The 26,479-nt window shown below is 56.0% G+C and carries 22 protein-coding genes and 1 tRNA gene; 11 read left to right on the top strand and 12 right to left on the bottom strand.

Annotated elements, in window-relative coordinates; translation table 11 throughout:
• The first annotated feature begins 11 nt into the window (after positions 1-11).
• Genes F3I44_RS01770 through yejF form a run of 3 tightly spaced genes read left to right on the top strand, consistent with a single transcriptional unit; the run spans position 12 to position 3,730 of the window.
• Entirely contained in the window at positions 12-1,106 is a 1,095-nt protein-coding gene (locus tag F3I44_RS01770; RefSeq protein ID WP_150010478.1) for a microcin C ABC transporter permease YejB, read from the top strand.
• Positions 1,103-2,125, top strand: a complete 1,023-nt coding sequence (locus F3I44_RS01765) for an ABC transporter permease (protein WP_150010480.1) — start codon at positions 1,103-1,105, stop codon at positions 2,123-2,125. Before F3I44_RS01770 ends, F3I44_RS01765 begins: the two co-directional genes overlap by 4 nt.
• Positions 2,126-3,730, top strand: a complete 1,605-nt coding sequence (gene yejF, locus F3I44_RS01760; RefSeq protein ID WP_150010482.1) for a microcin C ABC transporter ATP-binding protein YejF — start codon at positions 2,126-2,128, stop codon at positions 3,728-3,730. It begins immediately after the preceding gene.
• On the opposite strand, the gene F3I44_RS01755 is transcribed toward yejF, so the two are convergent.
• The 3 genes from F3I44_RS01755 to rsuA all read right to left on the bottom strand — a co-directional run bounded on the left by F3I44_RS01755 (position 3,717) and on the right by rsuA (position 6,282).
• The gene (locus F3I44_RS01755; RefSeq protein ID WP_150010484.1) at positions 3,717-4,034 is read right to left on the bottom strand and encodes a hypothetical protein; all 318 of its coding nucleotides are present in this window, start codon (positions 4,032-4,034) and stop codon (positions 3,717-3,719) included. The genes yejF and F3I44_RS01755 overlap by 14 nt on opposite strands.
• A gap of 282 nt (positions 4,035-4,316) precedes the next feature.
• A complete protein-coding gene (locus F3I44_RS01750; protein ID WP_150010486.1) occupies positions 4,317-5,513 on the bottom strand; it encodes a Bcr/CflA family multidrug efflux MFS transporter in 1,197 nt (398 codons plus the stop codon).
• Positions 5,514-5,562: 49 nt separating this feature from the next.
• The gene (rsuA, locus tag F3I44_RS01745) at positions 5,563-6,282 is read right to left on the bottom strand and encodes a 16S rRNA pseudouridine(516) synthase RsuA (RefSeq protein WP_150010488.1); all 720 of its coding nucleotides are present in this window, start codon (positions 6,280-6,282) and stop codon (positions 5,563-5,565) included.
• A 155-nt stretch (positions 6,283-6,437) separates the two neighbouring features.
• Here rsuA and F3I44_RS01740 point away from each other — a divergent pair, with 155 nt between their 5' ends.
• Both F3I44_RS01740 and rplY read left to right on the top strand, forming a co-directional pair.
• Entirely contained in the window at positions 6,438-8,192 is a 1,755-nt protein-coding gene (locus tag F3I44_RS01740) for a DEAD/DEAH box helicase (protein WP_150010490.1), read from the top strand.
• A 164-nt stretch (positions 8,193-8,356) separates the two neighbouring features.
• Positions 8,357-8,641: a 50S ribosomal protein L25 gene (gene rplY, locus F3I44_RS01735; protein ID WP_098052785.1), complete on the top strand. Its 285-nt coding sequence runs from the start codon at positions 8,357-8,359 to the stop codon at positions 8,639-8,641.
• A gap of 119 nt (positions 8,642-8,760) precedes the next feature.
• On the opposite strand, the gene yejK is transcribed toward rplY, so the two are convergent.
• Positions 8,761-9,765 carry a nucleoid-associated protein YejK gene (gene yejK / locus F3I44_RS01730; protein WP_013358541.1) on the bottom strand — a complete coding sequence of 335 codons (1,005 nt, stop codon included), beginning with the start codon at positions 9,763-9,765 and terminating at the stop codon, positions 8,761-8,763.
• Positions 9,766-9,923: 158 nt separating this feature from the next.
• Between yejK and F3I44_RS01725 the strand changes: the two genes are divergently transcribed.
• The 5 genes from F3I44_RS01725 to F3I44_RS01705 all read left to right on the top strand — a co-directional run bounded on the left by F3I44_RS01725 (position 9,924) and on the right by F3I44_RS01705 (position 13,510).
• Entirely contained in the window at positions 9,924-10,151 is a 228-nt protein-coding gene (locus F3I44_RS01725; protein ID WP_010248348.1) for a YejL family protein, read from the top strand.
• A 22-nt stretch (positions 10,152-10,173) separates the two neighbouring features.
• On the top strand, positions 10,174-11,928 hold the full coding sequence (gene yejM / locus F3I44_RS01720; protein WP_150010492.1) for an LPS biosynthesis-modulating metalloenzyme YejM: 1,755 nt from the start codon (positions 10,174-10,176) through the stop codon (positions 11,926-11,928).
• 73 nt (positions 11,929-12,001) lie between these two features.
• A tRNA-Pro gene (locus F3I44_RS01715) sits at positions 12,002-12,078 on the top strand.
• Between the two features lie 439 nt (positions 12,079-12,517).
• On the top strand, positions 12,518-12,721 hold the full coding sequence (locus tag F3I44_RS01710; RefSeq protein WP_003854174.1) for a hypothetical protein: 204 nt from the start codon (positions 12,518-12,520) through the stop codon (positions 12,719-12,721).
• A 72-nt stretch (positions 12,722-12,793) separates the two neighbouring features.
• Positions 12,794-13,510, top strand: coding sequence for a 4'-phosphopantetheinyl transferase (locus F3I44_RS01705; protein WP_150010494.1), 717 nt, complete (start codon positions 12,794-12,796; stop codon positions 13,508-13,510).
• A gap of 155 nt (positions 13,511-13,665) precedes the next feature.
• Here the strand turns inward: F3I44_RS01705 and F3I44_RS01700 are convergent, their stop codons facing one another.
• The 3 genes from F3I44_RS01700 to apbE all read right to left on the bottom strand — a co-directional run bounded on the left by F3I44_RS01700 (position 13,666) and on the right by apbE (position 17,101).
• The gene (locus tag F3I44_RS01700; RefSeq protein ID WP_150010496.1) at positions 13,666-15,318 is read right to left on the bottom strand and encodes a multidrug ABC transporter permease/ATP-binding protein; all 1,653 of its coding nucleotides are present in this window, start codon (positions 15,316-15,318) and stop codon (positions 13,666-13,668) included.
• Positions 15,319-15,413: 95 nt separating this feature from the next.
• Entirely contained in the window at positions 15,414-16,055 is a 642-nt protein-coding gene (gene alkB, locus F3I44_RS01695; RefSeq protein ID WP_098052776.1) for a DNA oxidative demethylase AlkB, read from the bottom strand.
• Positions 16,055-17,101, bottom strand: a complete 1,047-nt coding sequence (gene apbE, locus F3I44_RS01690) for an FAD:protein FMN transferase ApbE (protein WP_150010498.1) — start codon at positions 17,099-17,101, stop codon at positions 16,055-16,057. Before apbE ends, alkB begins: the two co-directional genes overlap by 1 nt.
• 432 nt (positions 17,102-17,533) lie before the next feature.
• Here apbE and F3I44_RS01685 point away from each other — a divergent pair, with 432 nt between their 5' ends.
• Complete coding sequence (locus tag F3I44_RS01685; RefSeq protein ID WP_150010500.1) at positions 17,534-17,728, top strand: hypothetical protein; 195 nt, start codon at positions 17,534-17,536, stop codon at positions 17,726-17,728.
• Positions 17,729-17,758: 30 nt separating this feature from the next.
• Here F3I44_RS01685 and ompC read toward each other — a convergent pair whose 3' ends face one another.
• The 5 genes from ompC to F3I44_RS01660 form a co-directional block, all read right to left on the bottom strand.
• Positions 17,759-18,871, bottom strand: a complete 1,113-nt coding sequence (gene ompC, locus F3I44_RS01680; RefSeq protein ID WP_150010502.1) for a porin OmpC — start codon at positions 18,869-18,871, stop codon at positions 17,759-17,761.
• Between the two features lie 598 nt (positions 18,872-19,469).
• Positions 19,470-20,639, bottom strand: coding sequence for an HlyD family efflux transporter periplasmic adaptor subunit (locus tag F3I44_RS01675; protein ID WP_150010504.1), 1,170 nt, complete (start codon positions 20,637-20,639; stop codon positions 19,470-19,472).
• Complete coding sequence (locus F3I44_RS01670) at positions 20,636-22,780, bottom strand: type I secretion system permease/ATPase (RefSeq protein WP_150010506.1); 2,145 nt, start codon at positions 22,778-22,780, stop codon at positions 20,636-20,638. The genes F3I44_RS01675 and F3I44_RS01670 overlap by 4 nt, the downstream gene beginning before the upstream one ends.
• Before the next feature lie 16 nt (positions 22,781-22,796).
• A complete protein-coding gene (locus F3I44_RS01665) occupies positions 22,797-24,152 on the bottom strand; it encodes a TolC family outer membrane protein (RefSeq protein WP_150010508.1) in 1,356 nt (451 codons plus the stop codon).
• Between the two features lie 304 nt (positions 24,153-24,456).
• A complete protein-coding gene (locus tag F3I44_RS01660) occupies positions 24,457-26,373 on the bottom strand; it encodes an Ig-like domain-containing protein (RefSeq protein ID WP_150010510.1) in 1,917 nt (638 codons plus the stop codon).
• Positions 26,374-26,479 lie beyond the last annotated feature (106 nt).

Genomic DNA, 26,479 nt, shown 5'->3' with positions numbered 1-26,479 from the left:
GGAGATGACCGTTGGCCGCATACTTTCTGCGCAGATTGCTGCTGATTATCCCGACCTTATGGGCAATCATCACGCTCAACTTCTTTATCGTGCAAATCGCGCCCGGCGGACCGGTCGATCAGGCGCTGGCAAATATTGAGTTTGGTCAGACAACTGGCCTGCCCGGCAGCGGTGCGGAGAGCGCCAGTTCACGCGCCAGCGTCAGTCATATTAATCCTGCTGATAATCAGTACCGTGGCGCGCGCGGGTTGGATCCCGAAGTGATTGCGGAGATTAAAAAGCGTTACGGCTTCGATAAACCGCTGTGGCAGCGCTACGGCGAGATGCTGTGGAACTACCTGCGTTTTGACTTTGGCGACAGCCTGTTTCGCAGTGCCTCGGTAATCGGGCTGATTAAGGAGAGCCTGCCGGTCTCGATCAGTCTGGGATTATGGAGCACCCTGATCATCTATCTGGTGTCGATCCCGCTGGGGATCCGCAAAGCGGTGCGCAACGGCAGTGTCTTTGATGTCTGGAGCAGCGCGTTTATTATCATTGGCTACTCCATTCCGGCTTTTCTGTTCGGCATCATGCTGATCGTACTGTTTGCCGGTGGCAGCTATCTCGACTGGTTCCCGCTACGCGGACTCACCTCGGCACAGCACGACACCCTGCCCTGGTATGGCAAGGTGCTGGATTACTTCTGGCATATCGCCCTGCCGGTACTGGCAACGGTGATTGGCGGCTTTGCCACACTGACGATGCTGACGAAAAACGCCTTTCTGGATGAGATCCGCAAGCTCTATGTCGTCACCGCGCGCGCCAAAGGGGTGCCGGAGCGCCGTATTCTTTATCACCATGTGTTTCGCAATGCGATGCTGCTGGTGATTGCCAGCTTTCCCGCCACGTTTATCAGCATGTTCTTTACCAGTTCAGTACTGATCGAAGTGATGTTCTCACTCAACGGACTCGGCCTGCTCGGTTATGACGCGACGCTGCAACGTGACTATCCGGTGATGTTTGGCACGCTCTATATTTTCACGCTAATCGGTTTGCTGATGAATATCCTTAGCGATCTGACCTATACGCTGGTCGATCCGCGCATCGATTTCGGGAGCCGCTCATGACGCTCTCTCCACTGAATCACCAGCGCTGGCAGCGCTTTCGCCATAACCGGCGCGGCTACTGGTCGCTGTGGATTTTTCTGGTCATTTTCCTGCTGTCACTCTGTGCCGAACTGATCGCCAATGACAAGCCACTGGTGGTGCATTATCAGCAGCGCTGGACGGTGCCGCTGCTGTTTGACTACAGCGAAACCGACTATGGCGGCGTACTGGCGACAGCGGCGGATTATCAGGATCCCTGGCTGCGGCAGCGCATTGCACAGAACGGCTGGGCTTTATGGGCACCGATTCGCTTCAGCGACAGCACCATCAATTTTGCCACCCAGGTGCCCTTCCCCTCTCCGCCCTCGGCGCATAACTGGCTCGGTACGGACGCCAACGGTGGCGACGTACTGGCACGGCTGCTCTATGGCACGCGCATCTCCCTGCTGTTCGGCGTACTGCTGACGCTCCTGTCCAGCGTCATCGGAATTGTGGTTGGCGCGGTGCAGGGTTATTTCGGCGGCAGAATTGATCTGATTGGGCAGCGGATGATTGAAGTCTGGTCCGGCATGCCTGCGTTGTTTCTGCTGATCCTCCTCTCCAGCGTCATTCAGCCCGGTTTCTGGTGGCTGCTGCTGGTCACCGTCGCGTTCGGCTGGATGAGCCTGGTGAGCGTGGTCCGGGCTGAGTTTTTGCGCACCCGAAACTTTGATTACATCCGCGCAGCACAGGCGCTGGGCGTCAGCGATGGCCGGATTATGCTGCGTCACATGCTGCCTAACGCGATGGTGGCTACCCTGACCTTTCTGCCCTTTATTTTGTGCGGATCGATCACCACACTCACCTCCCTCGACTTTCTCGGTTTTGGTCTGCCGCTGGGTTCGCCCTCGCTGGGTGAGTTGCTGCTGCAGGGCAAAAATAACCTGCAGGCACCCTGGTTAGGCCTGGCGGGCTTTTTCACCCTGGCGATCCTGCTGTCGCTGCTGATTTTTATCGGCGAAGCGGTGCGCGACGCCTTTGATCCGGGCAAAGGAGCCTGAATGACGACACCACTGCTTGCCATCAATCATCTCTCGGTCGCCTTTCGTCAGGGCGAGCAGCTTCGCCAGGTCGTGGATGACGTTTCACTATACATCGACCCGGGCGAAACACTGGCGCTGGTGGGCGAGTCGGGTTCCGGCAAAAGCGTCACGGCGCTGTCGGTAATGCGACTGCTGCATGAAGCGGCGGTGGTTTATCCCCGCGGAGAGATTCTGTTTAACGGTGAAGATCTGCTGCGCGCCCGCGAGCAACGTCTGCGTGCGATTCGCGGTAACCAGATCGCAATGATTTTTCAGGAGCCGATGGTATCGCTGAATCCGCTGCACACCGTGGAGAAGCAGCTGTATGAAGTGCTGTCGCTGCATCGCGGGCTGCGTCGTCCGGCAGCACGCGGTGAGATTCTCAGCGTGCTTGATCGGGTCGGTATCCGTCAGCCTGTCACCCGGCTCAACGATTTCCCCCACCAGCTTTCCGGCGGGGAACGCCAGCGGGTAATGATCGCCATGGCGCTGCTGACCGAGCCGCAGTTGCTGATTGCCGATGAGCCGACCACTGCACTGGATGTGACGGTGCAGGCGCAGATTCTGGCGCTGCTTCGCGAACTGCAGCGGGAGCTGAATATGGGCATGCTGTTTATCACCCATAACCTGAATATCGTGCGTCAGCTGGCGGACAACGTCAGCGTGATGCGTCAGGGTCACATCGTGGAACAGAATCGCGGTCAGATTCTGCTGAACCAGCCGCAACACCCTTACAGCCAGCAGTTGCTGGCCGCCGAGCCGGAAGGAAAAGCGTTGCCGCTACCCGCAGACGCGCCGGTCATTCTTCGTGTCGAACAGCTTCAGGTCAGTTTTGCGCAGCGGCGCGGACTGTTCCGGCGGCAGACCGGTGAAAAGCAGGTGCTTTCCGGGCTGAGTTTCAGCCTGCGGCGCGGCGAAAGTCTGGGTCTGGTGGGCGAGTCCGGGTCGGGTAAAAGCACCACCGGCCTGGCACTGTTGCGGCTGATTGCCTCACGTGGCGAAGTCTGGTTTGACAGCCAGCCGCTGCATCAGCTGTCGCGCCGGCAACTTCTGCCGTTGCGTCAGCGCATTCAGGTGGTGTTTCAGGACCCGAATTCTTCTCTCAATCCGCGTATGACGGTGCAGCAGATTATTGCTGAAGGTCTGGCGGTGCATCAACCCGAACTGACCAGTGCGCAGCAGGCGCAGCGGGTGATTGCGGTGATGGAGGAAGTGGGACTGGAAGCCGAAAGTCGCCATCGTTATCCGGCCGAATTCTCTGGCGGTCAGCGACAGCGGATTGCTATCGCACGCGCACTGATTCTGGAGCCGGAGCTGCTGATACTGGATGAGCCCACCTCATCGCTGGATCGCACGGTGCAGAAACAGATTCTGACACTATTGCGCCGCTTACAGCAGCAGCGTCAGCTCAGCTATCTGTTTATCAGTCACGATCTCGATGTGGTTCGATCCCTGTGTCACCAGCTTATCGTGCTGCGTCAGGGGGAGGTAGTGGAACAGGGAGAGTGTGAAACGTTGTTTGCGTCACCGACGGCTGTTTATACCCGCGAGCTGCTGCAGTCGGCGCAACTCAACCCGCGATAAAGGTTTCCGCAATCGCCACGCCCTGATTTTTCAGGCAGCAGTTAGTGGCGCTTTCGTCGCGACGCTGAATAAACAGGCAGGGCTGCCCTTCACATTCGGCCACTTTACAGTCGACCTGAATCTCTGCCAGCACCTCTTTCAGCTGCTGCAGGATCTCCCACGCCGGAATGCCATCGTGGCTGATCAGACGCAACGCCACGAACTCCTGCTCATCCAGAGCTTCATCAGGCTCAATAGCACTGTGGCGATCGCTGGCCCAGCGGAAACGCTGCGGCAGGCGATGCACAATTGAAAGTTGCAGCATCGTTTACTCTCCCCGAATGAGTTATGTCGCAACACACAGCAACCGACGCTGAAAGCTGACCGACAACCGCTGAGTCCGGACGCGTGTTAATCGTCTGCCCGCGCGTATTTTTTGCGACTCGCATCGCACTTCTGGCTATATGTACCGCGTTCACACGCCGTTAACAATCATTTTAGACGCATTATGATTACTTTTTTAGCTAAAGATTTTCACAATAAAGAAACATAACCAGAAAGGCGGCTAACAGAGCCAGCTGTTACGGAGAAAAAAACCTGCGCCCGGCTAGCGGGACGCAGTATGGGAACGTGAAGCGTAGAAGAAGAGCAGCAGAGAGATTGTCGCGCAGAGCGCGATAGTGCCGACCATCGGCCAGGCGCTGTTAAAACTTATCAGTGACAGCAACGCCCCCACAAAAGCACCGACGCCAAAACGCAGCGTGCCCGCCAGGGATGAAGCCGTACCCGCCATGTGCGGAAACTCATCCAGAATTACCGCCATCGCATTCGATGAGACCATCGACACGCAACCGATAAACAGCGCGATCCCCATCACCAGCGGCAGGAAGCCGAGGCTGAAGGCGCTGACAATCAGCAGCCAGATCCCCATGCAGAATTGTATCAGCAGGCCCAGCCGGAACATCGCCACCGGACCAAAGCGGCGCACGGCGCGGCTGTTAACCAGCGTCAGAAGAAACAGAAACACCACGTTAAGGCCAAAGTAGTAGCCAAAGTTTTGCGGTGAAACGTGATTCAACTCGATGTAAACAAAGGGGCCGGCATTGAGAAAGGTAAACAGCCCGGCAAAAGAGAAGCCGCTCGCCAGCATATAACTGAACGCTCGTTTGTGGCGAAACAGCGTCACGAAATTGCCCAGCGTGGTGCGCAGGTGAAACCGCTGCCGCTGCTCCGGCTTCAGGGTTTCACGGATCTGCGTGGTGACCAGCACGGTCGTCACCAGTGCCGCACCCGCGAGCGCCCAGAAGATAGCGTGCCAGCTCCAGAGCACCAGCAGCCAGCCGCCGATGATCGGGGCCAGCAGCGGCGCAATGGTGGTAATCAGCATGACAAAGGACATCATGCGGGAGAAGTCCTCTTTCGAATAGCTGTCACGCATCAGAGCATTGATCACCACACTGGCTGCGGCAGCCGACAGCCCGTGCAGGAAGCGCATCAGAATCAGCTGGTCGATGCTCTGCGACAACGCACAGGCCGCGGCGGCACAGGCAAAGATCAGGGTGCCGAGTGCAATTACCGGCTTACGTCCATAGCTGTCTGCCAGTGGCCCATAAATAAGCTGGCCGATCGCGAAGCCAAGAATGTAGAGGTTCAGCGACATCTGCACGCTACCGGCTGAAACGCCAAATTCCCGTGCTATCTGCGGCATCGCAGGCAGATACATGTCGATCGACAATGGCATCAGCATGGCTAACAGACCAAGGATAACCACCAATCCTGTTGGGGAATTCTTTTCCTTACGCACGCCTTCTCCTGCACGAATGAATCAGGTACGGGCCACCTGGCCCGCCCGGTTATTTTGCCTGCAGCTCTTTTGGCAGACCGATGCTGGCGATTTCGTCTTCCGACAGCGCCCGGTATTCGCCCGGTTCCAGATCGTCGTCCAGCGCAATGTCACCGATACGCTCGCGATGCAGCTCAATGACCCGGTTACCGACGGCTGCAAACATCCGTTTCACCTGGTGATAACGGCCTTCGCTCAGGGTCAGCCGCACGTCTGTGGGGGTAATCACCTCCAGCTGTGCCGGTTTCGTCAGGCTCTTCTCATTGTGCAGCTGCACGCCCGCGATAAACTGCGCGGCCGTATCGTCACCGATCGGCGATTCCAGGGTGACGCGATAGGTTTTCTCGCAATGATGACGAGGCGAGGTAATGCGGTGTGACCACTGGCCATCATCTGTCAGCAGCACCAGCCCGGTGGTGTCAATATCAAGACGCCCTGCCGCGTGCAGTTTGAATGACATTGGCTCTTCGATGAAATAGAGAATAGTCGGATGATCGGGATCGTCGGTAGAGCAGACGTAGCCCTGCGGTTTGTTCAGCATAAAGTAGCGTGGGCCGGTGAGCATCTGCAGCACGTTGCCGTCGTAGGCGACTTCGTGATCGGGCAGCAGTTTAAACGCGGTGTCACGCACCACTTCACCGTTGACGGTGACACGCTGTCCACGGATCTCGCGATGAGCGATAGCGCGGCTGATTTCCAGTTGCTGAGAGATGAATTTGTCGAGTCGCATGAATTCGTTTTGCCTGTTACTGCGGAGGGAATCTGAAACGGCCTGGTTAACCGTTGAAAATGTGCGGGAAGTATAACGTGATCCGCGCCAGCCTGACAGCGCGTTTACCGCCCTTTCATGGCATAATTACCCCCAGTTTTATAAAAGTGAGCAACATGTCTTTTACCTTACGCCCCTATCAACAGGATGCGGTGAATGCCACCGTGGCGCATTTCCGTCGCCATCAGGAGCCTGCCGTTATTGTGCTGCCAACCGGTGCCGGAAAGAGTCTGGTGATTGCCGAGCTGGCACGGCTGGCGCGTGGCCGGGTGCTGGTGCTGGCGCACGTCAAAGAACTGGTGGCGCAAAACCACAGCAAATATCAGGCCTACGGGCTGGAGGCGGATATCTTTGCCGCCGGCCTGCAGCGCAAAGAGAGCCAGCGCAAAGTGGTGTTTGGCAGCGTACAGTCGGTGGCGCGCAACCTCGACCAGTTTGACAGCGCCTTTTCTTTGGTGATCGTCGACGAGTGTCACCGCATCGGCGATGACAAAGAGAGCCAGTATCAGCAGATCTTCAATCATCTGCGCCAGCACAATCCGCAGCTACGTTTACTCGGCCTGACCGCCACGCCCTTCCGACTGGGTAAAGGCTGGATTTATCAGTTCCACTATCACGGCATGGTGCGGGGCGACGAAAAGTCGCTGTTCCGCGACTGCATCTATGAACTGCCGCTGCGCTATATGATCAAGCATCAGTTCCTGGTGCCGCCGGAGCGGCTGGATATGCCGGTGGTACAGTATGATTTCAGCCGCCTGACGGCACAGTCTAACGGTCTGTTCAGCGAAGCCGATCTGAATCGCGAACTGAAGCAGCAGCAGCGCGTGACGCCCCATATCATCCGTCAGATTGTGGAGTTCGCTGAAGATCGGCTGGGGGTAATGATTTTCGCCTCAACGATAGAGCATGCGTGGGAAATTCTGCAGCTGCTGCCTGAAAACAGCGCACTGGTCTCCGCCGAAACCCCAGCCCGCGAGCGTGATGCCCTGATTCTGGCGTTTAAAGCGCAGCAGTTGAAATTCCTGGTGAACGTGGCGGTGCTGACCACCGGGTTTGATGCCCCGCACGTAGATCTGATTGCGATCCTGCGCCCGACCGAGTCGGTGAGCCTCTACCAGCAGATTGTCGGACGCGGGCTGCGGCTCTCGCCCGGTAAAACCGACTGTCTGATTCTGGATTATGCCGGTAATCCGCACGATCTCTTTACGCCCGAAGTCGGCGCGCCTAAAGGGGCCAGCGACAATCAGCCGGTTCAGGTTTTCTGTCCCGCCTGCGGTTTCGCCAATACCTTCTGGGGCAAGGCGACCGCCGATGGCATGGTGATTGAGCATTTTGGCCGACGCTGTCAGGGCGTGCTGGAAGATGATGAGGGCGGGCGCGAACAGTGTGACTTCCGCTTCCGCTTTAAAAGCTGTCCTGACTGTGGCGCAGAGAATGATATTGCCGCCCGGCGCTGTCATCAGTGCGACAAAATTCTGGTCGATCCGGACGATATGCTTAAAGCGGCGCTGAAACTGAAAGATGCACTGGTGCTGCGCTGTGGCGGTATGACGCTGGAACAGGGCCGCGACGCCAAAGGTGAATGGCTGAAGGCAACCTATTTTGATGAGGAAGGCACCAGCGTCAGCGAACGGTTTCGTCTGCAGACACCCGCCCAGCGTAAAGCGTTTGAACAGCTCTTTATGCGTCCGCATCAGCGCGCGCCCGGCGTACCGCTGGGCTGGCAGACCGCCGCTGACGTGCTGGCGTTGCAGCCCCTGCTGCGTCATCCCGACTTTGTCGTGGCGCGTGCCAAAGGCCAGTTCTGGCAAATCCGCGAGAAAATGTTCGATTACCAGGGTCGTTATCGCCGCGCCAATGAGCTGCGTTAATGGACGACACAGCCGATCCGGAACCCGGCGGGCGGGTATATCGTTTGCTACCACCCGGCATAACGGCTATACTGCCGCCCGCTTTTGCATGTGCATCAGCGGGATTGAATAACCTGCCTGTTACTGGGTCGCCTGTAGCAGGATTTAAATAAAGAGATATATTAATGTTCACTATCAATGCAGTAGAACGTAAAGAGCAGGGTAAGGGTGCGAGCCGCCGCCTGCGTACAGCAAACCGTTTCCCGGCCATCATCTACGGTGGTTCTGAAGCGGCTGTTGCCATCGATCTGGATCACGACTCCGTAATGAACCTGCAAGCTAAGCCAGGTTTCTACGACGAAGTGCTGACCCTGTCCGTTGACGGCAAAGAAACTAAAGTGAAAGTTCAGGCTGTTCAGCGTCACCCGTTCAAGCCAAAACTGTTCCATATCGACTTCGTTCGCGCTTAATCGCGAATTACGTTGAAAACAGAAGGGCCGGTTGAGAAACCGGCCCTTTTATTTTGTCGCTGCCAGGTGAAGATTATCGCCGTGGGCAGGAAATGAAAGCCAGGCTAAGCCCGGCTTTTTTATTTGCTGCTGGTGCGGCGCTGGAGCTGATCGCGCAGATTCGGCGGTGTGCCTTTAATCGTCAGGGTGTCCGTGGCCGGATCCCAGAAAATGCGTTCGCCCAGCAACATCGCATCGAAATTCAGGGTCAGTCCTCCGCCGCTCCCGGCAAACTTTGTCAGCTGGCGCAGCGTGCTGCGATCCGCCGGGAAGCTCTCTTCCAGTTCGTAGCCCTGCTCCTGGGTAAAGGCCTGGAAGGTTTTTTCGCCCAGCGGAGGCAGTTCGCTCGACAGATCTTCCAGCGCAATCTCCTCGCCCGCCTGTAACTGCTCGTTGCAGTAACTGTAGACCTGCTGGCGGTAATTCTGCCGCTCCTGCTTATCCAGTTCCGATTCATTGCAATAGTCGTCGACCGCCTGCAACAGACCGCGGTTCTGCGCCTTAGTGTCTAAACCCACTTCGGCCCCGAGGAAGTCCATAAAGAAGTCAGCGACCTTACGGCCAACGCGACCGCGCAGGAAGGTCAGGTAACGGGTCGATTCCGGGTTGGTTTCCCATTCGGTTAAGTCGATACGCGCTACGATGTCCGCATGATTGATATCAAGATAATGCGTGCTGCTGATATCCAGCTGCTCATTGACGCGCATGCTGGACTGGCTGTTCAGCACCGCAATCAGCAGGTACTCCACCGCCAGATAGCGATAGTGAATAAACAGCACCACGCCGCCTTCTGCAAACGGGTATTTTGCCAGCTCATCGCGCAGACGACCGGTCGCGGCACGGCTAAAAGCGAGAAAATCATCGTTGCCCTTACGACAATTACGCAGCGCTTCTGCCAGTTCACTCTCAGCATTGAACAGGCCATAGGCTTTGCTTTTTGCGCTGTAAACCCGGTGTAACTCCTCCACCATCGCGTTGACCGTGTTGGTGGCAGGCAGCAGCGAATCGCGCAGCGCCAGTTCAAGCTGGTTTTCATCGCGTTTAATTAACTGATGCAGGGCAATCTGGTCGATATCCAGACTCATGGTAGACTCTCCTTTTAGCACAGGCGCGTATTCAAACACCGCCAGCATCGGCTTTCAACTCCATGCTGAAAGCGAACGCGGTACTTTCGATAAAATTGCGGTAAAAAGTGCGCTGTTCCGGTAATATATCGCCTTTTGAAATGAGCTTAGACGACGATATGGCACAATCATCACGTTACAGTGACGAACGCGTGGAACAACTCCTCGCGGAAATGGCCCAAATCCTGCACAAGGACAAAGCCCCCACCGACCTCTCCCTGATGGTACTGGGAAATATGGTGACCAACTTAATTAACAGCGATGTCGCTCCGGCGCAACGTCGTTCTCTGGCACGCTCTTTCGCCGATGCCCTTCAGGCATCTGTGCGTGATGACAACGCTCATTAATTGGCTGATTTGACTTCATAATATGGTAACCAACCGGCAGCGCTACCGCGAAAAAGTCTCCCAGATGATCAGTTGGGGGCACTGGTTTGCTCTGTTTAATATCTTATTCGCGCTGATTTTAGGCAGTCGCTACCTGTTGGTCGCCGACTGGCCTTCTTCGCTGGCGGGGCGTATTTACGCCTATACCAGCTGGATTGGCCATTTCAGTTTTGTCGTGTTTGCCGCCTATCTGCTGATTATCTTCCCGCTGACCTTTGTGGTGATGTCGCAACGGCTGATGCGGGTGTTATCTGCGGTGGTCGCTACTGCCGGGTTAACGCTGGTGATGGTCGACAGTGCGGTATTCAGCCGCTTCCACCTGCACCTTAATCCGGTGGTGTGGGAGCTGGTCATTAACCCTGACCAGAGCGAGATGGCGCGTGACTGGCAGCTGATGTTTATCAGCGTGCCACTGATTTTCCTGGTCGAGATGCTGTTTGCGACCTGGAGCTGGCAGAAGCTCCGCAGCCTCAATCGCCGTTCATTTGGTAAACCTGTGGCTGCGCTGTTTATCAGCGCCTTCTTTGCCAGTCACCTGATGTATATCTGGGCTGATGCCAACTTCTATCGCCCGATTACCATGCAGCGTGCCAATCTGCCCCTCTCCTATCCGATGACCGCTCGCCGCTTCCTGGAACGTCACGGATTGCTGGATGCGCAGGAATATCAACGCCGGCTGATTCAGCAAGGCGACCCGGAAGCGCTGGCGGTGGAGTATCCGCTGAGCGACATTACGTTCCGTGACGCCGGGACACGCAATAACCTGCTGGTGCTGACTGTCGATGGTCTGAACAATGCCACGCTGGCCAAAGCGCTACCGCAACTCAATCAGTTTGCCAGCGAGAACGTGCGTTTCACGCAGCACTACAGCGCGGGTGATACGCCGGAGAAAGGCTTATTCGGCCTGTTCTACGGTATCTCCTCCAGCTATATGAACGGAATTCTGGCCTCCCGGACGCCGTCTGCTCTGCTGGGTGCATTGAGTACCCAGGGTTATCAGTTTGGCCTGTTCTCCTCCGAAGGCTTTAATCCGCCACTCTACCGACAGGCACTACTGACCGATTATTCACTGCCGGCAACCAACAGTCAGTCCAACGCCAGCACCGTGGCGCAATGGCAGAACTGGCTGGAGAAACAGAAGGATTCGCAGGCACCCTGGTTCTCATGGATTGCCCTGAACGGCCCTGATGTGACCGGCGACAGTGCTAAAGCCCGTCAGCGCAGCTATCTGCGTCAGGCTCCGGCTGTTGATGAACAGATTCAGGCGGTACTTAACAGCCTGCAGGCACGTGATTTACTGAAGAACACCGTCGTGGTGATCACCGCGCAGCGTGGTCTGGCGCTGGACGGCAATCCTGACAGTGCCGGAAACCGCCAGACATTGCAGGTGCCGTTAGTGATTCACTGGCCTGATACCCCCGCGCAGACTGTTGATCGCCTTTCTGATCACCAGGATGTGATGGCAACGCTGATGCAGCGCCTGCTGCATGTGCGCACCAATCCGGTGAATTACTCGCAGGGTGAAGATCTGTTTGCAGCGCGTCGCCGCCATGACTGGGTCGCCAGCAGTGAAGAGAATAAACTGGTTATTACCACGCCGCAGGTGACGCTGGTACTTAACAACAACGGCAGCTATCGCGCTTATGATGCCCAGGGCAACGCGCTGAAAGATCACAAGCCAGAGCTGGCATTGCTGTTGCAGGTACTCACCGAGGAGAAGCGGTTTATCGCTAACTGATTAATTATCAGGCAAATAGTTTGCAGGTATCTTGCATTCATGACGATAACCAGTAGACTTATCTTCCAGTGTTCGGCACGTAGCGCAGCCTGGTAGCGCACGGTCATGGGGTGTCCGGGGTCGGAGGTTCAAATCCTCTCGTGCCGACCAAATTCCCCGAAAAGCAGCCCAAAAGGCTGCTTTTTTCGTTTCTGTCATCAGACTTTAACTTTCCTCGCACGTCCAATAATCCGACCTATACTTAAAAGCATGTGGGTAACAAGAGGAGAGTTCATGACATTCATCGAAAAAGACGATCCAACAGAAGCACCCGAGTCCGGCGATAAGCAACCTTCTCCGCCAGACGAAAAGTAACCCACAGGGCCGCGATTAACGCGGCCTTTCTCTGTTACGACGTCTCATGGCTTCACATTCAGATTAATCCCGAACGGGGTTAGCATTCCTCATGAAATCAGCAGGTTATCTCTTGCAAAAAAGCCTGACCCGCTTCACAAAAGTCGTCGCCCGCTGCGCTTTTTCATCAAAGTGAAACAAAAATGTCACATAAAATAACTACTCTGAACTTCCCAGAAATTGACGGATAATTTTTATGGCGATCAAAGCGAAAAGCCTGAAAGATGCAGAAGCGTTACTTCATTCAGGCATTAGCAAAGTGGAACTGGCGTATGACATTGGCAGCGACGATTTCTTTCGTCTGGCGAGCCACTGGTGCGACCGGGGTGCACGCATCAGCAGGGGTCACCACCATTTCGTTGTTTCTCTCAAGAGTTTTGCCATTCCTCCCAACGACTGATTGCGGCGGACTGCTTGCCCTGGACCATCGCGCCTGATTAAATGCCTTTTTAGGTTCTGATGATGGTTTCGCATGCGCTATCCTGACCTGCCGCTGCCGCCTGTTGCAGGCGGCTTTATCCTTTCCTGTCATCTTAACCACAGCGATCCTTTGCTGGCAGTGAGTCACTTTGACCCACAAAAATATCATGACGCGCTGGCTGTCGAATGGCGTATTCCGCTGCCCGCCCGACTGCAGCAGGCGGTCAATAAAAGACGTGCGGAATATCTCGCCAGCCGATTGCTTGCCCGGTCAGTAATGGCAGAACTGGGCATTGATGATTTCATTCTGACCAACGCGCCTGACCGATCTCCCTGCTGGCCCGCTGGCATTCAGGCGTCACTGTCTCACAGCGCCGGTATCGTCGTGGTGGCGGCTACCCGTCAGCCCTGTGCTATCGGGGTCGACGTCGAGCAGCTCATGTCGGAGACCACCGCGCAGGAAACGGCAACGCTGTTGATGAATGAGCAGGAACAGCAGCTGTTGCAGACACTGCCCATCTCCTTCAGTGCGGCCGCTACCCTGCTCTTCTCGCTCAAAGAGAGCGTATATAAAGCGCTATGGCCACAACTGCATCAGCCGATGGACTTTCTGGATGCGGCACTGACGTCCGTAGATTTCGCGCAGCAAAGTGCCACGTTGCGCCTGACTCAGCACTTCAGTGAGCGTTTTGCGAGGGGGACGTTACTGGAAGCGGACTTTATGTGGCAGGAGACTCAGGTGATCACCCTGGTCTCGCATAGGCTTTAAAAAACCGGCTAAACAAGAATATTTAGCCGGGGTAAACACAGACGAAAGAAGACGTTTCAGGATGGCAGAAACCGACGTTTCTGCTGATTGCTAAAGTAGCCTGTCTGACGCGCAGCACGCCAGTGCGCTTTTCTGCTAAGTTTTGCCAGCTGCCGTCAAAGCCCGGTGTCGGTGCGCTTTACCGAGTCGAGCGTGGCGAGATCGCGCTCATTTCCGGTCAGCTCCGTTAACTGGCCTTCGCGCATCTCCAGCAGCCGATCGGCATGAATGAAGTAGTGATCGTCATGACTGATGGCAAACACCGTTTTACCGGCCTGCTGCAACCACGGCAGCAGCTCGCGATAGAAGATGCGGCGAAAATGGGGATCCTGATCTGCCGCCCATTCATCCAGTAACAGCACATCGCGCTCTTCCGCCACCGCCAGCAGCAGTGCCAGTCGCTTACTCTGCCCTTTAGATAGCCGCAGGTTCAGCACTTTGTTGCCTTCAATCTTCAGCTTATCCTGCATCTTCAGCCGCTCCAGCCACTGCTGCACCAGCGCCGGATTGGCCGCAACCCCGTCCCGCCCGATTAACCGGTCAAACAGATGTAAGTCGGTAAAGACCGCCGAAAACTGACTGCGCCACACATCCAGCTCGTCTGCCGTGATCGTTTTACCATCCAGCAGCAGCGTGCCGGACTGCGGCTGATACAGCCCGGTCAGCAGCATCGCCAGCGTCGATTTCCCGCTGCCGTTGCCGCCAATCAGAAACACCAGTTCCCCGCGGCGCAGCGTCAGGTTAATTGGTCCAACCTGGAAGCCATTATCACCATAGTGAAAAGAGACATCGCGCAGCTCCAGTGTCTGCCAGTCAGAGACAGCAGATGGCGCGTGAAAGCCGGGCTGATAAGGCGCAAGGTCAAAGGCGTTGAGCTTACGGAAAGCGACCTGGGCGCTGAGCAACGTCGGTAACGCACCCACCGCCGAGAGCAGCGGCGTGCGTAAGAACAACAGCGTCAGGGAAAAGGTGGCGGCGACGGCGGTATTAGCCCAGCCCAGGCTGTTGGCCATAAAAAAGACCATGCCGATAGCGCCTAAGGTCATGATATTTGACCAGTTAACCGCACTGAGATGGTATGTATCTGCGCGTACAATATGGTGACGCCAGGCGCGGGCATCCTCCTGATACACGGTGTCATAGACCTGCTGTGCACGGGAGCGGTTAAGCTGCAGCTCTTTGCGCCCTTCAATCACCGTCTGGTAATCGCGATAGAGGTTATCTTCGATTTCACGCAGCTTTGCCATGTGCTGATAGACGCGTGAAACCAGCATCCAGCCGCCCACCAGCGTGACAGCCAGCCAGAGACTGGTCACCAGCAACATTTTTGGCGACAGCCAGGCGAGATAAAGTGCCGAGCCAAGCGTAATGATGACGCCCTGAAACAGCTCCGGCAGGCGCACAAAGGCCAGTGTAATCGCCCGCACATCGCTGGTCAGTCCTGCCAGCAACTGCGCACTGCCAAGTTGCTCAATGCGTTCAACCCGGGAATCGAGGATACGCTTAATAAATTCGCCGCGCAGTCGCCAGACAAACTGATGGCCGAGCATCGTCAGCGCCAGCTGCGAGGCCAGCGTCACCGCCATCAGCACCACCAGCTGCAACAGAAACTGCGGCAATACCGCAAAGGAGGTGTTAATGGCAACAATCATTTCGCGGTTGATAAAGGCGATCATGCCGATACCCAGCACGGCGCTTAACAACGTCAGCGCAATCACCCCGATAAAAGGCCAGCGGAACTGGCGAAAAACAACGCTTAACAACGTCATGCAGGCAATCCATCAGCTAAAAACAGCCTGCAGTGTAAAGGGATGCCAAATGATAGCAATAGTTATTCTCACCACGCCATGACCGGCGTGACGGGTCAAAAGGCGCGGCGAAACGTCAGGTTATAACGCCATGGACCGGCCAGCGGATGAACGCCTGGCTTCAGCGGCAGAATGCCGTGGTAACGCAGGCGCGACGGCCCGCCCCATACCACAATATCACCATGTTCCAGCAGCACACGCTGAGTTGTGTCACCGCGCTCGAAGCCGCCAAACTGGAAAACCGCAGGCAAGCCCAGCGACACCGAAACGATAGGCTGGCGCAGATCTTTCTCATCTTTATCCTGATGCAGCGTCAGCTTCGCGCCCGGTTCATAGCGATTAAGCAGGCAGGCATCCGGATTAAAGTCAGGGAACCCTGCCTCTGATGCCGCCTGCTGTGCCAGAGTACGAAACAGGGGCGGCATGGGTGGCCATTGACGTCCGTTCAGGTTGTCCTGCTGCTGATAATTGTAGCCACGTGAATCCACCGACCAGCCAAAATCGCCGCAGTTGGTCATCGCCACCGACATGCGATGACCGCCGGGCGTAATGCGATGGGCAAACGGGTTCTGTTCCGCAATGGTCATGATCTGCTGATAAAGCGCTTCTGCATCTTCGCGCGCGCGACGCCGCAGGATCACGGCACCTTCAGCCAGCGGCTCCTGCCAGGGTTGCTCTTCACTAAAAAGATCTAACATCAGGGTTCTCCGGATTTGTCGGGGATCAGGAAGGCTGCAAACTGCGGCGACATCCAGCTGACAAATTTATCGCCCTGCTTACTGATCAGATAGACCGCCAGATGCTCTTTTATCGCCAGCGCTTTGGCTTTTTCAGTGCCGAGTACCATCAATCCGGTATCCCAGCCGTCGGCTTCCAGTGCCGTGGTAGCGATCACCGTGGCGGAAACCAGTTTATGCTCAATGGGCCGCCCGGTAACGGGATCGATCACATGAGAAATGCGCTTGCCGTCCAGTTCATAATAGTTGCGATAGCTGCCGGAGGTGCTGATACCGTGTCCCTGCAAATCAACGCGCGCCTGAACCGCATTTTCGCGATCGGTCGGTTTCTGAATCGCTACCCGCCACGGCTGCTGCTGCGCATTCAGACCACGGCTCAGCACTGCGCCCCCGACCGACACCAGATAGTTGTTGATGCCGAGCTGCTCCATCAGCCGCGCCAGATGATCGGTTGCGAAGCCCTCGCCCACGGTTGAGAGATCGACATAAAGGTCAGGCAGATCTTTCTGCAGCCACTGCCCGTCTGCACCCTGCACCACCCGCAGATGCTGTAACCCGGTCTGCGCCCGGGCAGCAGCGATCTGTGCCGCATCCGGCGTATGACCAGGCTGTTTGGCCGGGCCAAAACCCCATAAGTTAACCAGTGGCCCGACAGTGATATCCATCGCCCCACCGGTTTTACGGCCAATTCGCAGAGAGGTGGTAACAATATCCGCCATATTTTCACTCACCGGCTGTGGTGACAGATCCCGGCTCTGGTTGAAGCGCGATAGCACGGAATCGGCTTTCCAGGTTGAGAGTTCAGCATCGTCCGCGTCCAGCTGCTGTTGAATGCGCTGCTGCAGCTCCGCTTTACGTTCGATCGCCACACCCGCCAGGCTCACACGCCAGACGGTTCCCATCGTTTTTCCTTCCAGTACCTGTGCGGTAGTTGCCGCTGGCTTATCACAGGCTGCTAACATCAGTGCTGACATCGCTATAAGCAGCAGATTAATCTGATAACGCATCTTTCCTCACATGTAACACTTTATTAAGCTCTGCTACAAAGCATAAACTTCGGGTAAATTAGCTTAAATAGCGTTGAATATTTTTCTGAAGCACGAGAACATTCACCGGTCATCTATCCTGACCCCGCCTCCCGACAGGCGATAAACATTATTTCAAAGTAAGGAGCTACAGATGATTTATGCGATTCTCGTTATGGCCCTGGGCCTGTTTGTTTATGGAAGTTATAAAGTGGTCGAACAGCGTCGTCATCGTCATATGACACCCTCCCGACCGCGCCATTAACAGGCCTGGCTGCACCTGATTGGGGCAATGCCTCTCTGACGCGCGCGGCAAGTGTACCAAAACGGGCGCGCCGTCAGTGGCTATGAGAGCGGTAAAGCTGGCATGAATTCTGCACTGTTGAAACAGTGTTTATCTCTGAGAGGTGCAGAATGAAAAATTCACAGAAGTGGCCGTCGGCATGGCATCACTGGCTGAGCTTTTCAGCCTTTACGCTGGCAGGTGTCGCATTTGAAGGTGCGCGATTTGGCAGTGTTGTGTCGTCTGTAACGACAGCACCGGAACCCACGAAGTGGCAAAAGGCTGAAGCGCTCAGCCCGGAAGGCGATGCAGGAGCGCAGCGGTAACTGCGCTCCCGGACAACTTACGCTGATAACTCAGAACTGGTAAACCAGACCCAGTGCCACCACGTCGTCGGTATTGATACCGGCTGCGTCGGTGAACGCGTTGTCGTCCAGCAGGTTGATCTGGTAATCAACATAGGTAGACATGTTTTTGTTGAAGTAGTACGTCGCGCCAACATCGATATATTTTTTCAGATTCTGTTTGCCCCAGTTCTGAACATCGGTGCCGCGTGAGGTGACATAGGCCAGGGATGGACGCAGGCCGAAGTCGAACTGATACTGTGCAACCAGTTCCCAGTTATCCGCTTTATCCGCATAGCCATAGGCTTCAGAGTCGCTGCTGCCGAAGCGGGTTGCGTTAAATGAACGTGAGTACATTGCGGCCAGATAAACGTTGTTCGCGTCATATTTCAGACCGCCTGTGTACACTTCCGCTTTATCGCCGCGGCCAAGAATACCTGACGTTGCGCTGTTCTGATCGTTGGTACGGTCAGACTGGAAAGCCGCTGCACCAATGCCGAAGCCCTGACCCAGATCATAGGTGGTGCTCAGACCCCAGCCGTCGCCGTTCTGGCCCAGTACATCGCGGCCATTTGGTGATTCGCTGCTGTTGCCATTCTTGCCCTGATACTGGACAGCAAAGTTCCAGCCATCCACCAGACCAAAGAAGTTATTGTTGCGGTAGGTCGCCATGCCGTTACCGCGCTGATACATGAAGTTATCCGCGCCATAGGTATCGCCACCGAACTCAGGCAGCACGTCGGTCCATGCGCCGATGTCGTAGGCTACGCCGTAGTTACGACCATAGTCGAACGAACCCGCATCCCCAAATTTCACGCCGGCAAAGCCGACACGGGTGAAGCTGTCGGCAGTGCCCTGAGACTCGGCGTTGTTCAGCGCGGCCTGATATTCCCACTGGCCGTAACCGGTCAGCTGATCGCTGATTTCGGTTTCGCCTTTGAAGCCGAAGCGAACGTAGGATTGGTCACCGTCAGAGCTGTCGTTATCAGAGAAGTAGTGCAGACCGTCAACTTTACCGAAGAGGTCTAATTTGTTGCCATCTTTATTATAGATTTCAGCTGCGTTTGCTGATCCTGCTGCAACCAGCAATGCAGGGATCACCAGGGAGAGAACGCGACGTTTCATTTTATTACCCTCTGTTATGTGCCTTTATTATTTGCCACTGCTAACTGAATGATTAAAAATTCAGCCGGCAGGCCATTGTTGTTTTATAGCGGGCAATAATCCACCATGAAAATGCTACTAAATCTCCAAAAGTGTTTCACAGATCGAAACAGTTATTTCTTAATGTAAATATCGGGGAACTAATAACCAGCACGGATCGATAAAAATCGGCGCACGAATCGTTAATCTCAATTTGTATTGTTTGTTATCAAGAGGTTGCATCATATCCTTCTGAAGCACTGAATGATAAAACTTTTGCGGGATCTGGTAATAGAATAGTCCCCGCTATCATCATTTATTCCATTATTACCTTCATTCTCCCCGAATGAGATGTACAACTTATTATTTCCCGCCGGACACATTGTCCGGCTTTTTTTTGCCTGAAATTTACCGTTCCGTTATATCTGCGTAAACTTTCTTACGCGGGTTAAATTAACTCCGCCTCACTTCCGCACAGAGTGTTAAATTGCGCACGCTTTGCACCAAGAATGATGAAATATCCGCCATGTTAATTTATCACCGTAATTAAGCAGGCGGATAGTGGGGATGGTGCTGATTTTCAGCGCTCGCGCAGCGATTCTTTGACTTTATTCAGCGGCTTAATCAGATAGTCCATGACCGATTTCTGACCGGTTTTAATCTCTACGTTAGCCACCATACCCGGCACAATCGGAAATTTTCGTCCGGCACGGTTGGTCAGCTCTGCTTTCTGGGTACGAACGTAAACACGATAGTAATATTGATCGCGTTTTACCTCATCCTGCAGAGTATCGGGCGACACCGTTTCAACTTCGCCGGACAGGTCACCATAGATAGAAGAGTCATAGGCGGTCACTTTTACGGTGGCGGGCAGACCGGGACGGATATACGCGATATCACGTGGATTGATGCGCGTCTCAATCAGCAACTGATCCTCCAGCGGCACGATCTCCATCAGTTTACCGCCTGGCTCCAGTACGCCGCCGACCGTGGTGACCTGAATATCTTTGACGATGCCGCGTACCGGCGAGTAGAGCGTGGCACGCGTCAGCTGATCCTCTTTGCCCGCAGCAACCTGCAGTTGTGCATCCAGTTCGGCATTGTTTTTCACCTGCTCTTCATGGGCGCGCACCAGATAGTCGTTACGCGCTTCATCAATTTTACCGCGCAGATCGCTGACCTGACGGCGCAGACGAATCACCTCGACCTGCCCTGCCGCGCCCTTTGCCACCAGCGGTTCCGTCAGCCGCAGTTCATCCTGTACCAGTCTCAGCGACTGCTGCAGGTTACTGATGGTTTCGGTGAGATTACGACGACGCGACTCGTAGAGCTGCCGTTCGCGCGTGACCAGATTCGGCTCCTTCAGGGTTTCGGCGCTAAACGTCAGCGGCGTGCCTGACAATTCCGCCTCAAGCCTTTCGGATGAGGCACGCAGCGTGCGCACTTTGGCCTGCGCTTCGCCGAAGTTGGACTGGAAGCGCGTCGGATCAAGCGTCGCCAGCACCTGTCCTTTCTCAACAATATCGCCCTCATGCACATTCAGCTGTTTGACGATGCCGCCGTCCAGGCTGTCGATTACCTGCGCGCGACTGGAAGGTGTCACCTTGCCAGTGCCGACGGTCACCTCATCCAGAATAGCGAAGTGCGCCCAGATGAGAAAAATTGCCAGCGCGGCGGTGCAGAGCCAGATAATTGCCGATGTCCGGCGCTCATGACGGGCAAGATCTTTATCAACAATAACCAGACTCATGCGGCATCTCCTTTCCCAGGCGTCGCTGCCGTCGTCGCACGGCGCAGGATCTCGTCACGCGGACCATCGGCCACAATCCGGCCGTTATCCATCACCACAATGCGGTCAACCATTTTCAGCAACGCCGGACGGTGCGTCACCAGCACCAGCGTCCGGCCACTGATCCAGCCCTGTAGCTGACGGATCACATGCTCTTCCAGCTGTTCATCCATGGCCGCCGTAGGTTCATCCAGCAGAACGACCTGCGGCTGTCGCAGGATCATCCGGCTCAGCATCACCATCTGACGCTGCCCGCCTGACAGTCCGCGTCCGCCTTCATTGATAATGCGATCCAGACTGGCGGCATCCTGCTGGACCAGCGACAGCGCGCCGCTGATGCGCAGCGCCTGCAGCATCTCCTGTTCGCTGGCGTGGGGATTACCCAGCATCAGGTTCTGCCGCAACGTGCCAAAGAAGAGACGGGAGTCATGCGACAGCCAGCCGAGCTGACGGCGTAAATCGACAGGATCAATACGCTCAATGTCGACGCCATCGACAATCACCTTGCCCTGAGTGGCCTGCGCCTGACCGGCGAGGATCTTCAGCAGCGTCGACTTCCCTGCCCCGACTTTGCCCAGAATGGCAATCTTCTCGCCGGGTTTAATCTGCAACTGCTGCACGTTGAGCACATTCTTTTCATTCTCTTCGTCATAGCTGTAATGGACATTGCGCAGATCGTACTGGCCGGTAAGCGTCGGACAGTGCGCCAGCGTGGCGGCTTCAGGCTGGTCGAGCGGCTTTTTCAGCAACTCATCCAGCCCTTTCATCGCCATTTTGGCGTGCTGCCAGCGTGAGAAAACCATCGTCAGCTGCATTAACGGGGCGATGGTACGGGATGAGAGCAGGCTACAGGCGACCAGCGTACCGGTGGTGATTTGCGAATCAAGCACCAGATAGACGCCAAACACCAGCATTCCGGCATAGGTGAGCTGCTGCACGGTTGACGCCCAGCCGGTAAGACGCGCGCCCCATAACCGCTGCTGATTGCTGATTGAAGCGCTGACTTCGTGGGTCTGTTCCCACTGACGCTGAAAATAGGGTTCCGCCTGCAGCGCCTTAATATCCTCAATCCCTTCGATCGTCTCCACCAGCACCGCATTGCGCAGCGCGCCCTCGCGCAGCCCCTCTTTGGCCAGCTTCGCCATCGGAATCTGGACCAGCAGGCCGGGAATGACGATCAGCGGGATCGCCGCCAGCGGGATCAACACCAGCCAGCCCCCCACAAACGACATGATAAACAGGAACAGGATGACAAACGGCAGATCGGCTGCTGCACCTACCGTGGTTGAGGTCAGCAACTCGCGCACCTGGTCGATCTCACGCAGCTGCGAGATAAAGGATCCGGTCGATTTTGGCCGTGCCTCATTTCGGATGCTCATCGCCCGGGCAAACAGCATGGCCGAGACTTTGAGGTCGATGCGTTTGCCCATTAAGTCTGACACCTGAGTTCGCATCAGTCGAATCAGATACTCAATGGCTGCGGCGATCAGCACCCCGACAAACAGCACCCAGAGCGTGGACTGCGACTGTGCCGGAATGACCCGATCGTAGACCTGCATCGAAAAGAGAATACCGGCCAGCGCCAGCACATTGCTGATCACCGAGGCCAGCGAGATCTCGGTAATACGGCGACCCATGCCACGAAAGTTTTTCCAGAACCAGTGCGGCTCATAGGGCTGAACGAATTCGTCGATACGCGCATCCCGGCCACGCGCCGCCACGCCGATCACCCCGACATCGCCCTGAGCACGTGCCAGCAGTTCCGATAAGGCGCTTTCACGCACCACATCGCCGCCTTCACTGAGCCAGTAGCGCGCGCTGCCGTCGGCATCAATGCTCTCCAGCACCGCCACGCTGGCATTTTCCAGCACCAGCACTACCGGGGTGATCTCCTGACGCCAGCGCAGTTTATTCTGCGGCACCATGGTCAGATGCAGTCCCAGCAGCCCGGAGAGCCGCTCCAGTTGCTGCGACACCGGCAGATGTTCAAACCAGCGCATCTGCTGACGCAGGGTTTTGCCATCGGCAGGTTTACCGAATCGCGCGGCGACGCGCAGCATGGCGGCAATCCAGTTATCGGTGTTCAGGGTTGATGTACTCATTATTAATGCCTTATCGCTATTGCAGCGAAGGAAGGAGATCGCCGCTGCTTTGCTGGCGATCGATACCCATGATATCGAGCAGATTGTCTACCGCGGCGGCATAACGCACGGTGGCATCCCAGCCGTCATAAAGCGCGGTGATACGTGAGCTGTCCGCCTGAAACACATCCTGTTCCACGCTCAGCAGATCGTTCAGGCTGCGCTTACTCAGACGATATTCATCGGCGTAGACATTACGGGTATGGTCGGCGCTGGCCAGCTGTACTTCCCCGGCAGCCTGCCGCTGCTGCGCGCCAATCATGTCGGCATAAGCGGTGGAAGCATTCTGATTGATGGCGAGTTTGGCCTGCTGAACTGCAGCCTGTGCTGCTTCACGATCGCCCTCCGCTGACTCGGTTCTGGCATTCACCATGCCGCCCTGATAAAGCGGCGCTTCCACCTGCAGCTGCACTTCATCATCCCAGTAAGACGAACGATCGTTTTCATAGCGGGTCCGGCCTGCCTGCACTTTGATGGTCGGCCAGTGGCCGGACTGCGCCTGGCGCACACGCTCACGGGCGGCCTCCTGTTTAGACTGCGCGCTGCGTACTGCGGCGCTGCTTTCATAGGCAATTTTGTCGAGGGTGATCTGCTGTTTCAGCAGCGCCTGGGGCAGTTCGGGCAGCGTGGCGGGCACGACACCGGTCAGCACGGTCAGCTGCGCGGTGGCGGAACGCAGCTGGGCGCGATATTGCTCCAGCGTGGCCTGCATCGCGGCGATGCGGGTTTCCGCCTGCAAAACATCTGACTGGGAATTGAGCCCGGCATCGGCGCGCAGTTTTGCGATATCCCGTACCCGCTGCAGCGAGGCGATATTGGTGTGCGCCGTTTCAGACAGCGCCTGGTAGCGTTTAACTTCGAGGTAGGCCTGCAGCGTATCTTCCGCCACGGTCGTCATCGAATCGAACAGGCCGAAACGATAAGCCTCTGACAGGGCATGCTGTTCATCGATGGCGCTGCCGGTGCGGCCAAAGTCATAAAGGAGCTGACTGAGCGTGATACCACCGGAGCCATTATTGTTCAGACTGCCAGCGGAGTCGGTCTGGTGAGAGCGTCCCGCGGCACCCTGCAGTGAGATCTGCGGATACCAGGCGCTGCGGGCGGCATCCAGATCACCCTCACCGACGTGGATCTGTGCCGCCGCTTCCGAGATTTTCGGATTGCGGGCAAAGGCCCGGAGAATAGCGTCGCGCAGTGTTAAGCTGGCAATCTGTTCTTCGGTTGGCGCGGCGCGCCAGTTAAATTCGGCTTTAGGTAACGGTGCGGCAAAGGCCGCGGGCACTGCCACGCCACTCAGGGCGCACAACAAAAAAGTTAATCGCGCTTTGTTCATTATCCATACCAGCAGGGGTTCTTATCATCATGGTGTTTTTCCTGGTGAACAAAGCGAGCAAAAAGGGGTGTATATCAGCGCCAGACAGCATTATTGCGTTATTTTATTTATGATTCGCAAGCGGGGCGATAAACGACCCTTAACATTATTAGATCATATCTCGCGCATATTCCTGCTAAAAACAGATGAATTCTTTAATATTTCTCCTGAACGGACGAAAAATAGCCATCAGATAAATCTTTGCCAATCCAGACAGGCTTAACAGACCTGTCCGGAAGGCGGTGATTTTACTTATGTGTCGACGTCAGACTATCGGCTGTGCTGCAGGATGCTGCAGCAGATGATCGGCAAGGGTATAAGGAACATCGGAGAAGAGATGGCTCTCCTGCGGAGCGGCAGAAGCCGTGGAGGCGTGCGCCACGTGCGCGGTCTCCGCCTGCTGGGTCAGCGTGACGGTTTCGAGCAGATTATCCACCGTCTTGTCCGCCATCAGGCTGGCCGTTTCGGTATGCGATGCCACCTGCACCGTCTGGCTGGCCGTGGCCAGATTCCCGGCACTGTCTTTGCCACTGACCGTCATCTGGTATTCACCATCATCCAGCGGTGCCAGCTGTCCGGCCAGAATGGTCAGCGCCCAACCCCCATCTGCCTTTACGCTGGCGCTGTAGTGCTGATCGCCCAGCGTTAATTCTACCAGGCTGCCCGGTTGCAGATGGCTGGAGCTTCCCTGAATCAGATGCCAGCTGTTCACATCGGCAGCATCAATTTTGTTGTCATCGAAGGCAGTGTCCAGCGTCAGAGTTGGCCGCTGATGCACGGCCACGGTAAAGAGGGCGTCCCAGTTCTGCGTGTCGCTGTTGCCATACTGATCCCAGCGATGGAAGGTGGCGGCGACCGGCCCATCCGGCAGCGCCATCAGCTCGCCGGAGGTAAGCGTCACCATGCCCTGAGCATCAGGCTGATAGGTTTTGCCGTTGATCTCCAGGGAATTACACCCCTCAACGTAGAAGCTCAGATCGTGCTGCGCCTCCTGATAGTTAAGCGTCATGTCATCGCCCAGATCCATTTCGGTGTAAACCGGAATAAAGCCGGTGTGAATATTCAGCTCATGCGTGGCGTCGGTGTAATTATTGGCCCCGTCAATCGACCAGGCGCGGATCTCACCAACGTTGATAAACGCGTTCACCTCTGCTGCCGGAATCACCACCTGCCAGTGCCCGCCTTCGTCCAGGGTTGCTGCATAATCTTTCTGATTGGCACCGGTGATGACCAGCCGATGGCCCGGCATCACGGCAGAGAGTGTGCCGCTCAACAACAGATCCTGCTGAGTTTCCGCCAGATTAATGACGTCGTCCGACGTAACCTTATCAAAGGTAATTTTTGGCAGGCTGCTCAGGTGGGTAATCAGCGTCAGGTCGTGATAGTCGGTTACGGTTTTACCATTCGGATCGGTCGCCGTCACGTTGAGGCTGTAGACGCCATCCGGCAGCGCCTGCATATCGCTTTCCTGGAACGTGCCATACCACTTACCATCACTTCCCATAGTGGCGGTGGTCGTTTGCGTACCCAACGATAAATTCAGCACCGCCCCTGCAGGCAGATGCGTTGCACTGCCGCTGATTTCAACGCCGTAAATACTCTCAGCAATATTCACCGCGTTGTCGCCACTGATCGTGTCCACTGTCAGGGTCGGTTTGATGGTGCGATCAACATAGAGTCCAAAATCGACGTCGGTAGTGGTGCTATGGCCCGCTTTATCGGTAATGGTCAGCGTCAGAGTGTGATTACCATCCGGCACACCTTTTAGCGCCTCAGCCGGCATCGAAGCGTTCCAGTAGCCCCACTTATTCACCGTGCTGTGCCAGCTCTGATCGTTGAACGTCAGTGTGACCGTCGAGCCTGCTTCGCCTTCCGCCCGGCCGCGCAGATGTACCGGCTTTTGTGCTTCCCAGGCAGCAATGACGCCATCACCAGCAAGCGATTCATAGGGGCGTAGCGCAGCAGGAGGGGGGCTCTCAACCGCGCTGACCGCCAGGGCACTGTAGTTGAGCGGGCTGCTATCCGGTGACGCCGCAGAGAAAGGGGTAACGGGAAGAGTGAGACTCTGCGTTGAGACTGGCGCAATGGCGGGCAGCGCGCTGTCGGCGACGGCAAAGTCGCTCACCGCCGTCTGAAAAATGGATTCGAACCGGACGGAACGAAGCGTATCGCGTGTTGACATAGGTAACCTCAGTTCAGAACAGAAACGTAGGCCAAAAGGCCCGGATAAACCGGACGTTAAGGCTGTTGATAGAGAGTGGGTCAGCTGACGCTGCCCGTTTCCGCTG

It is taken from the genome of Pantoea sp. F_5 (assembly GCF_008631595.1).
Taxonomy (GTDB): domain Bacteria; phylum Pseudomonadota; class Gammaproteobacteria; order Enterobacterales; family Enterobacteriaceae; genus Pantoea; species Pantoea gossypiicola.
Note: the sequence above shows the minus strand (reverse complement) of the source record. Positions and strands in the feature narration are given on the sequence as shown.

What these genes read in the sequence shown, in the direction of transcription:
- alkB (WP_098052776.1), bottom strand. Translation starts at nt 16,055, where the DNA reads ATGTTAGATCTTTTTAGTGAAGAGCAACCCTGGCAGGAGCCGCTGGCT.
- ompC (WP_150010502.1), bottom strand. Translation starts at nt 18,871, where the DNA reads ATGAAACGTCGCGTTCTCTCCCTGGTGATCCCTGCATTGCTGGTTGCA.
- yejM (WP_150010492.1), top strand. Translation starts at nt 10,174, where the DNA reads ATGGTAACCAACCGGCAGCGCTACCGCGAAAAAGTCTCCCAGATGATC.
- F3I44_RS01765 (WP_150010480.1), top strand. Translation starts at nt 1,103, where the DNA reads ATGACGCTCTCTCCACTGAATCACCAGCGCTGGCAGCGCTTTCGCCAT.
- apbE (WP_150010498.1), bottom strand. Translation starts at nt 17,101, where the DNA reads ATGCGTTATCAGATTAATCTGCTGCTTATAGCGATGTCAGCACTGATG.
- F3I44_RS01755 (WP_150010484.1), bottom strand. Translation starts at nt 4,034, where the DNA reads ATGCTGCAACTTTCAATTGTGCATCGCCTGCCGCAGCGTTTCCGCTGG.
- F3I44_RS01725 (WP_010248348.1), top strand. Translation starts at nt 9,924, where the DNA reads ATGGCACAATCATCACGTTACAGTGACGAACGCGTGGAACAACTCCTC.
- F3I44_RS01665 (WP_150010508.1), bottom strand. Translation starts at nt 24,152, where the DNA reads ATGAACAAAGCGCGATTAACTTTTTTGTTGTGCGCCCTGAGTGGCGTG.
- rsuA (WP_150010488.1), bottom strand. Translation starts at nt 6,282, where the DNA reads ATGCGACTCGACAAATTCATCTCTCAGCAACTGGAAATCAGCCGCGCT.
- F3I44_RS01675 (WP_150010504.1), bottom strand. Translation starts at nt 20,639, where the DNA reads ATGAGTCTGGTTATTGTTGATAAAGATCTTGCCCGTCATGAGCGCCGG.
- yejF (WP_150010482.1), top strand. Translation starts at nt 2,126, where the DNA reads ATGACGACACCACTGCTTGCCATCAATCATCTCTCGGTCGCCTTTCGT.
- yejK (WP_013358541.1), bottom strand. Translation starts at nt 9,765, where the DNA reads ATGAGTCTGGATATCGACCAGATTGCCCTGCATCAGTTAATTAAACGC.
- F3I44_RS01700 (WP_150010496.1), bottom strand. Translation starts at nt 15,318, where the DNA reads ATGACGTTGTTAAGCGTTGTTTTTCGCCAGTTCCGCTGGCCTTTTATC.
- F3I44_RS01660 (WP_150010510.1), bottom strand. Translation starts at nt 26,373, where the DNA reads ATGTCAACACGCGATACGCTTCGTTCCGTCCGGTTCGAATCCATTTTT.
- F3I44_RS01740 (WP_150010490.1), top strand. Translation starts at nt 6,438, where the DNA reads ATGTCTTTTACCTTACGCCCCTATCAACAGGATGCGGTGAATGCCACC.
- F3I44_RS01705 (WP_150010494.1), top strand. Translation starts at nt 12,794, where the DNA reads ATGCGCTATCCTGACCTGCCGCTGCCGCCTGTTGCAGGCGGCTTTATC.
- F3I44_RS01685 (WP_150010500.1), top strand. Translation starts at nt 17,534, where the DNA reads ATGAAAAATTCACAGAAGTGGCCGTCGGCATGGCATCACTGGCTGAGC.
- rplY (WP_098052785.1), top strand. Translation starts at nt 8,357, where the DNA reads ATGTTCACTATCAATGCAGTAGAACGTAAAGAGCAGGGTAAGGGTGCG.
- F3I44_RS01670 (WP_150010506.1), bottom strand. Translation starts at nt 22,780, where the DNA reads ATGAGTACATCAACCCTGAACACCGATAACTGGATTGCCGCCATGCTG.
- F3I44_RS01710 (WP_003854174.1), top strand. Translation starts at nt 12,518, where the DNA reads ATGGCGATCAAAGCGAAAAGCCTGAAAGATGCAGAAGCGTTACTTCAT.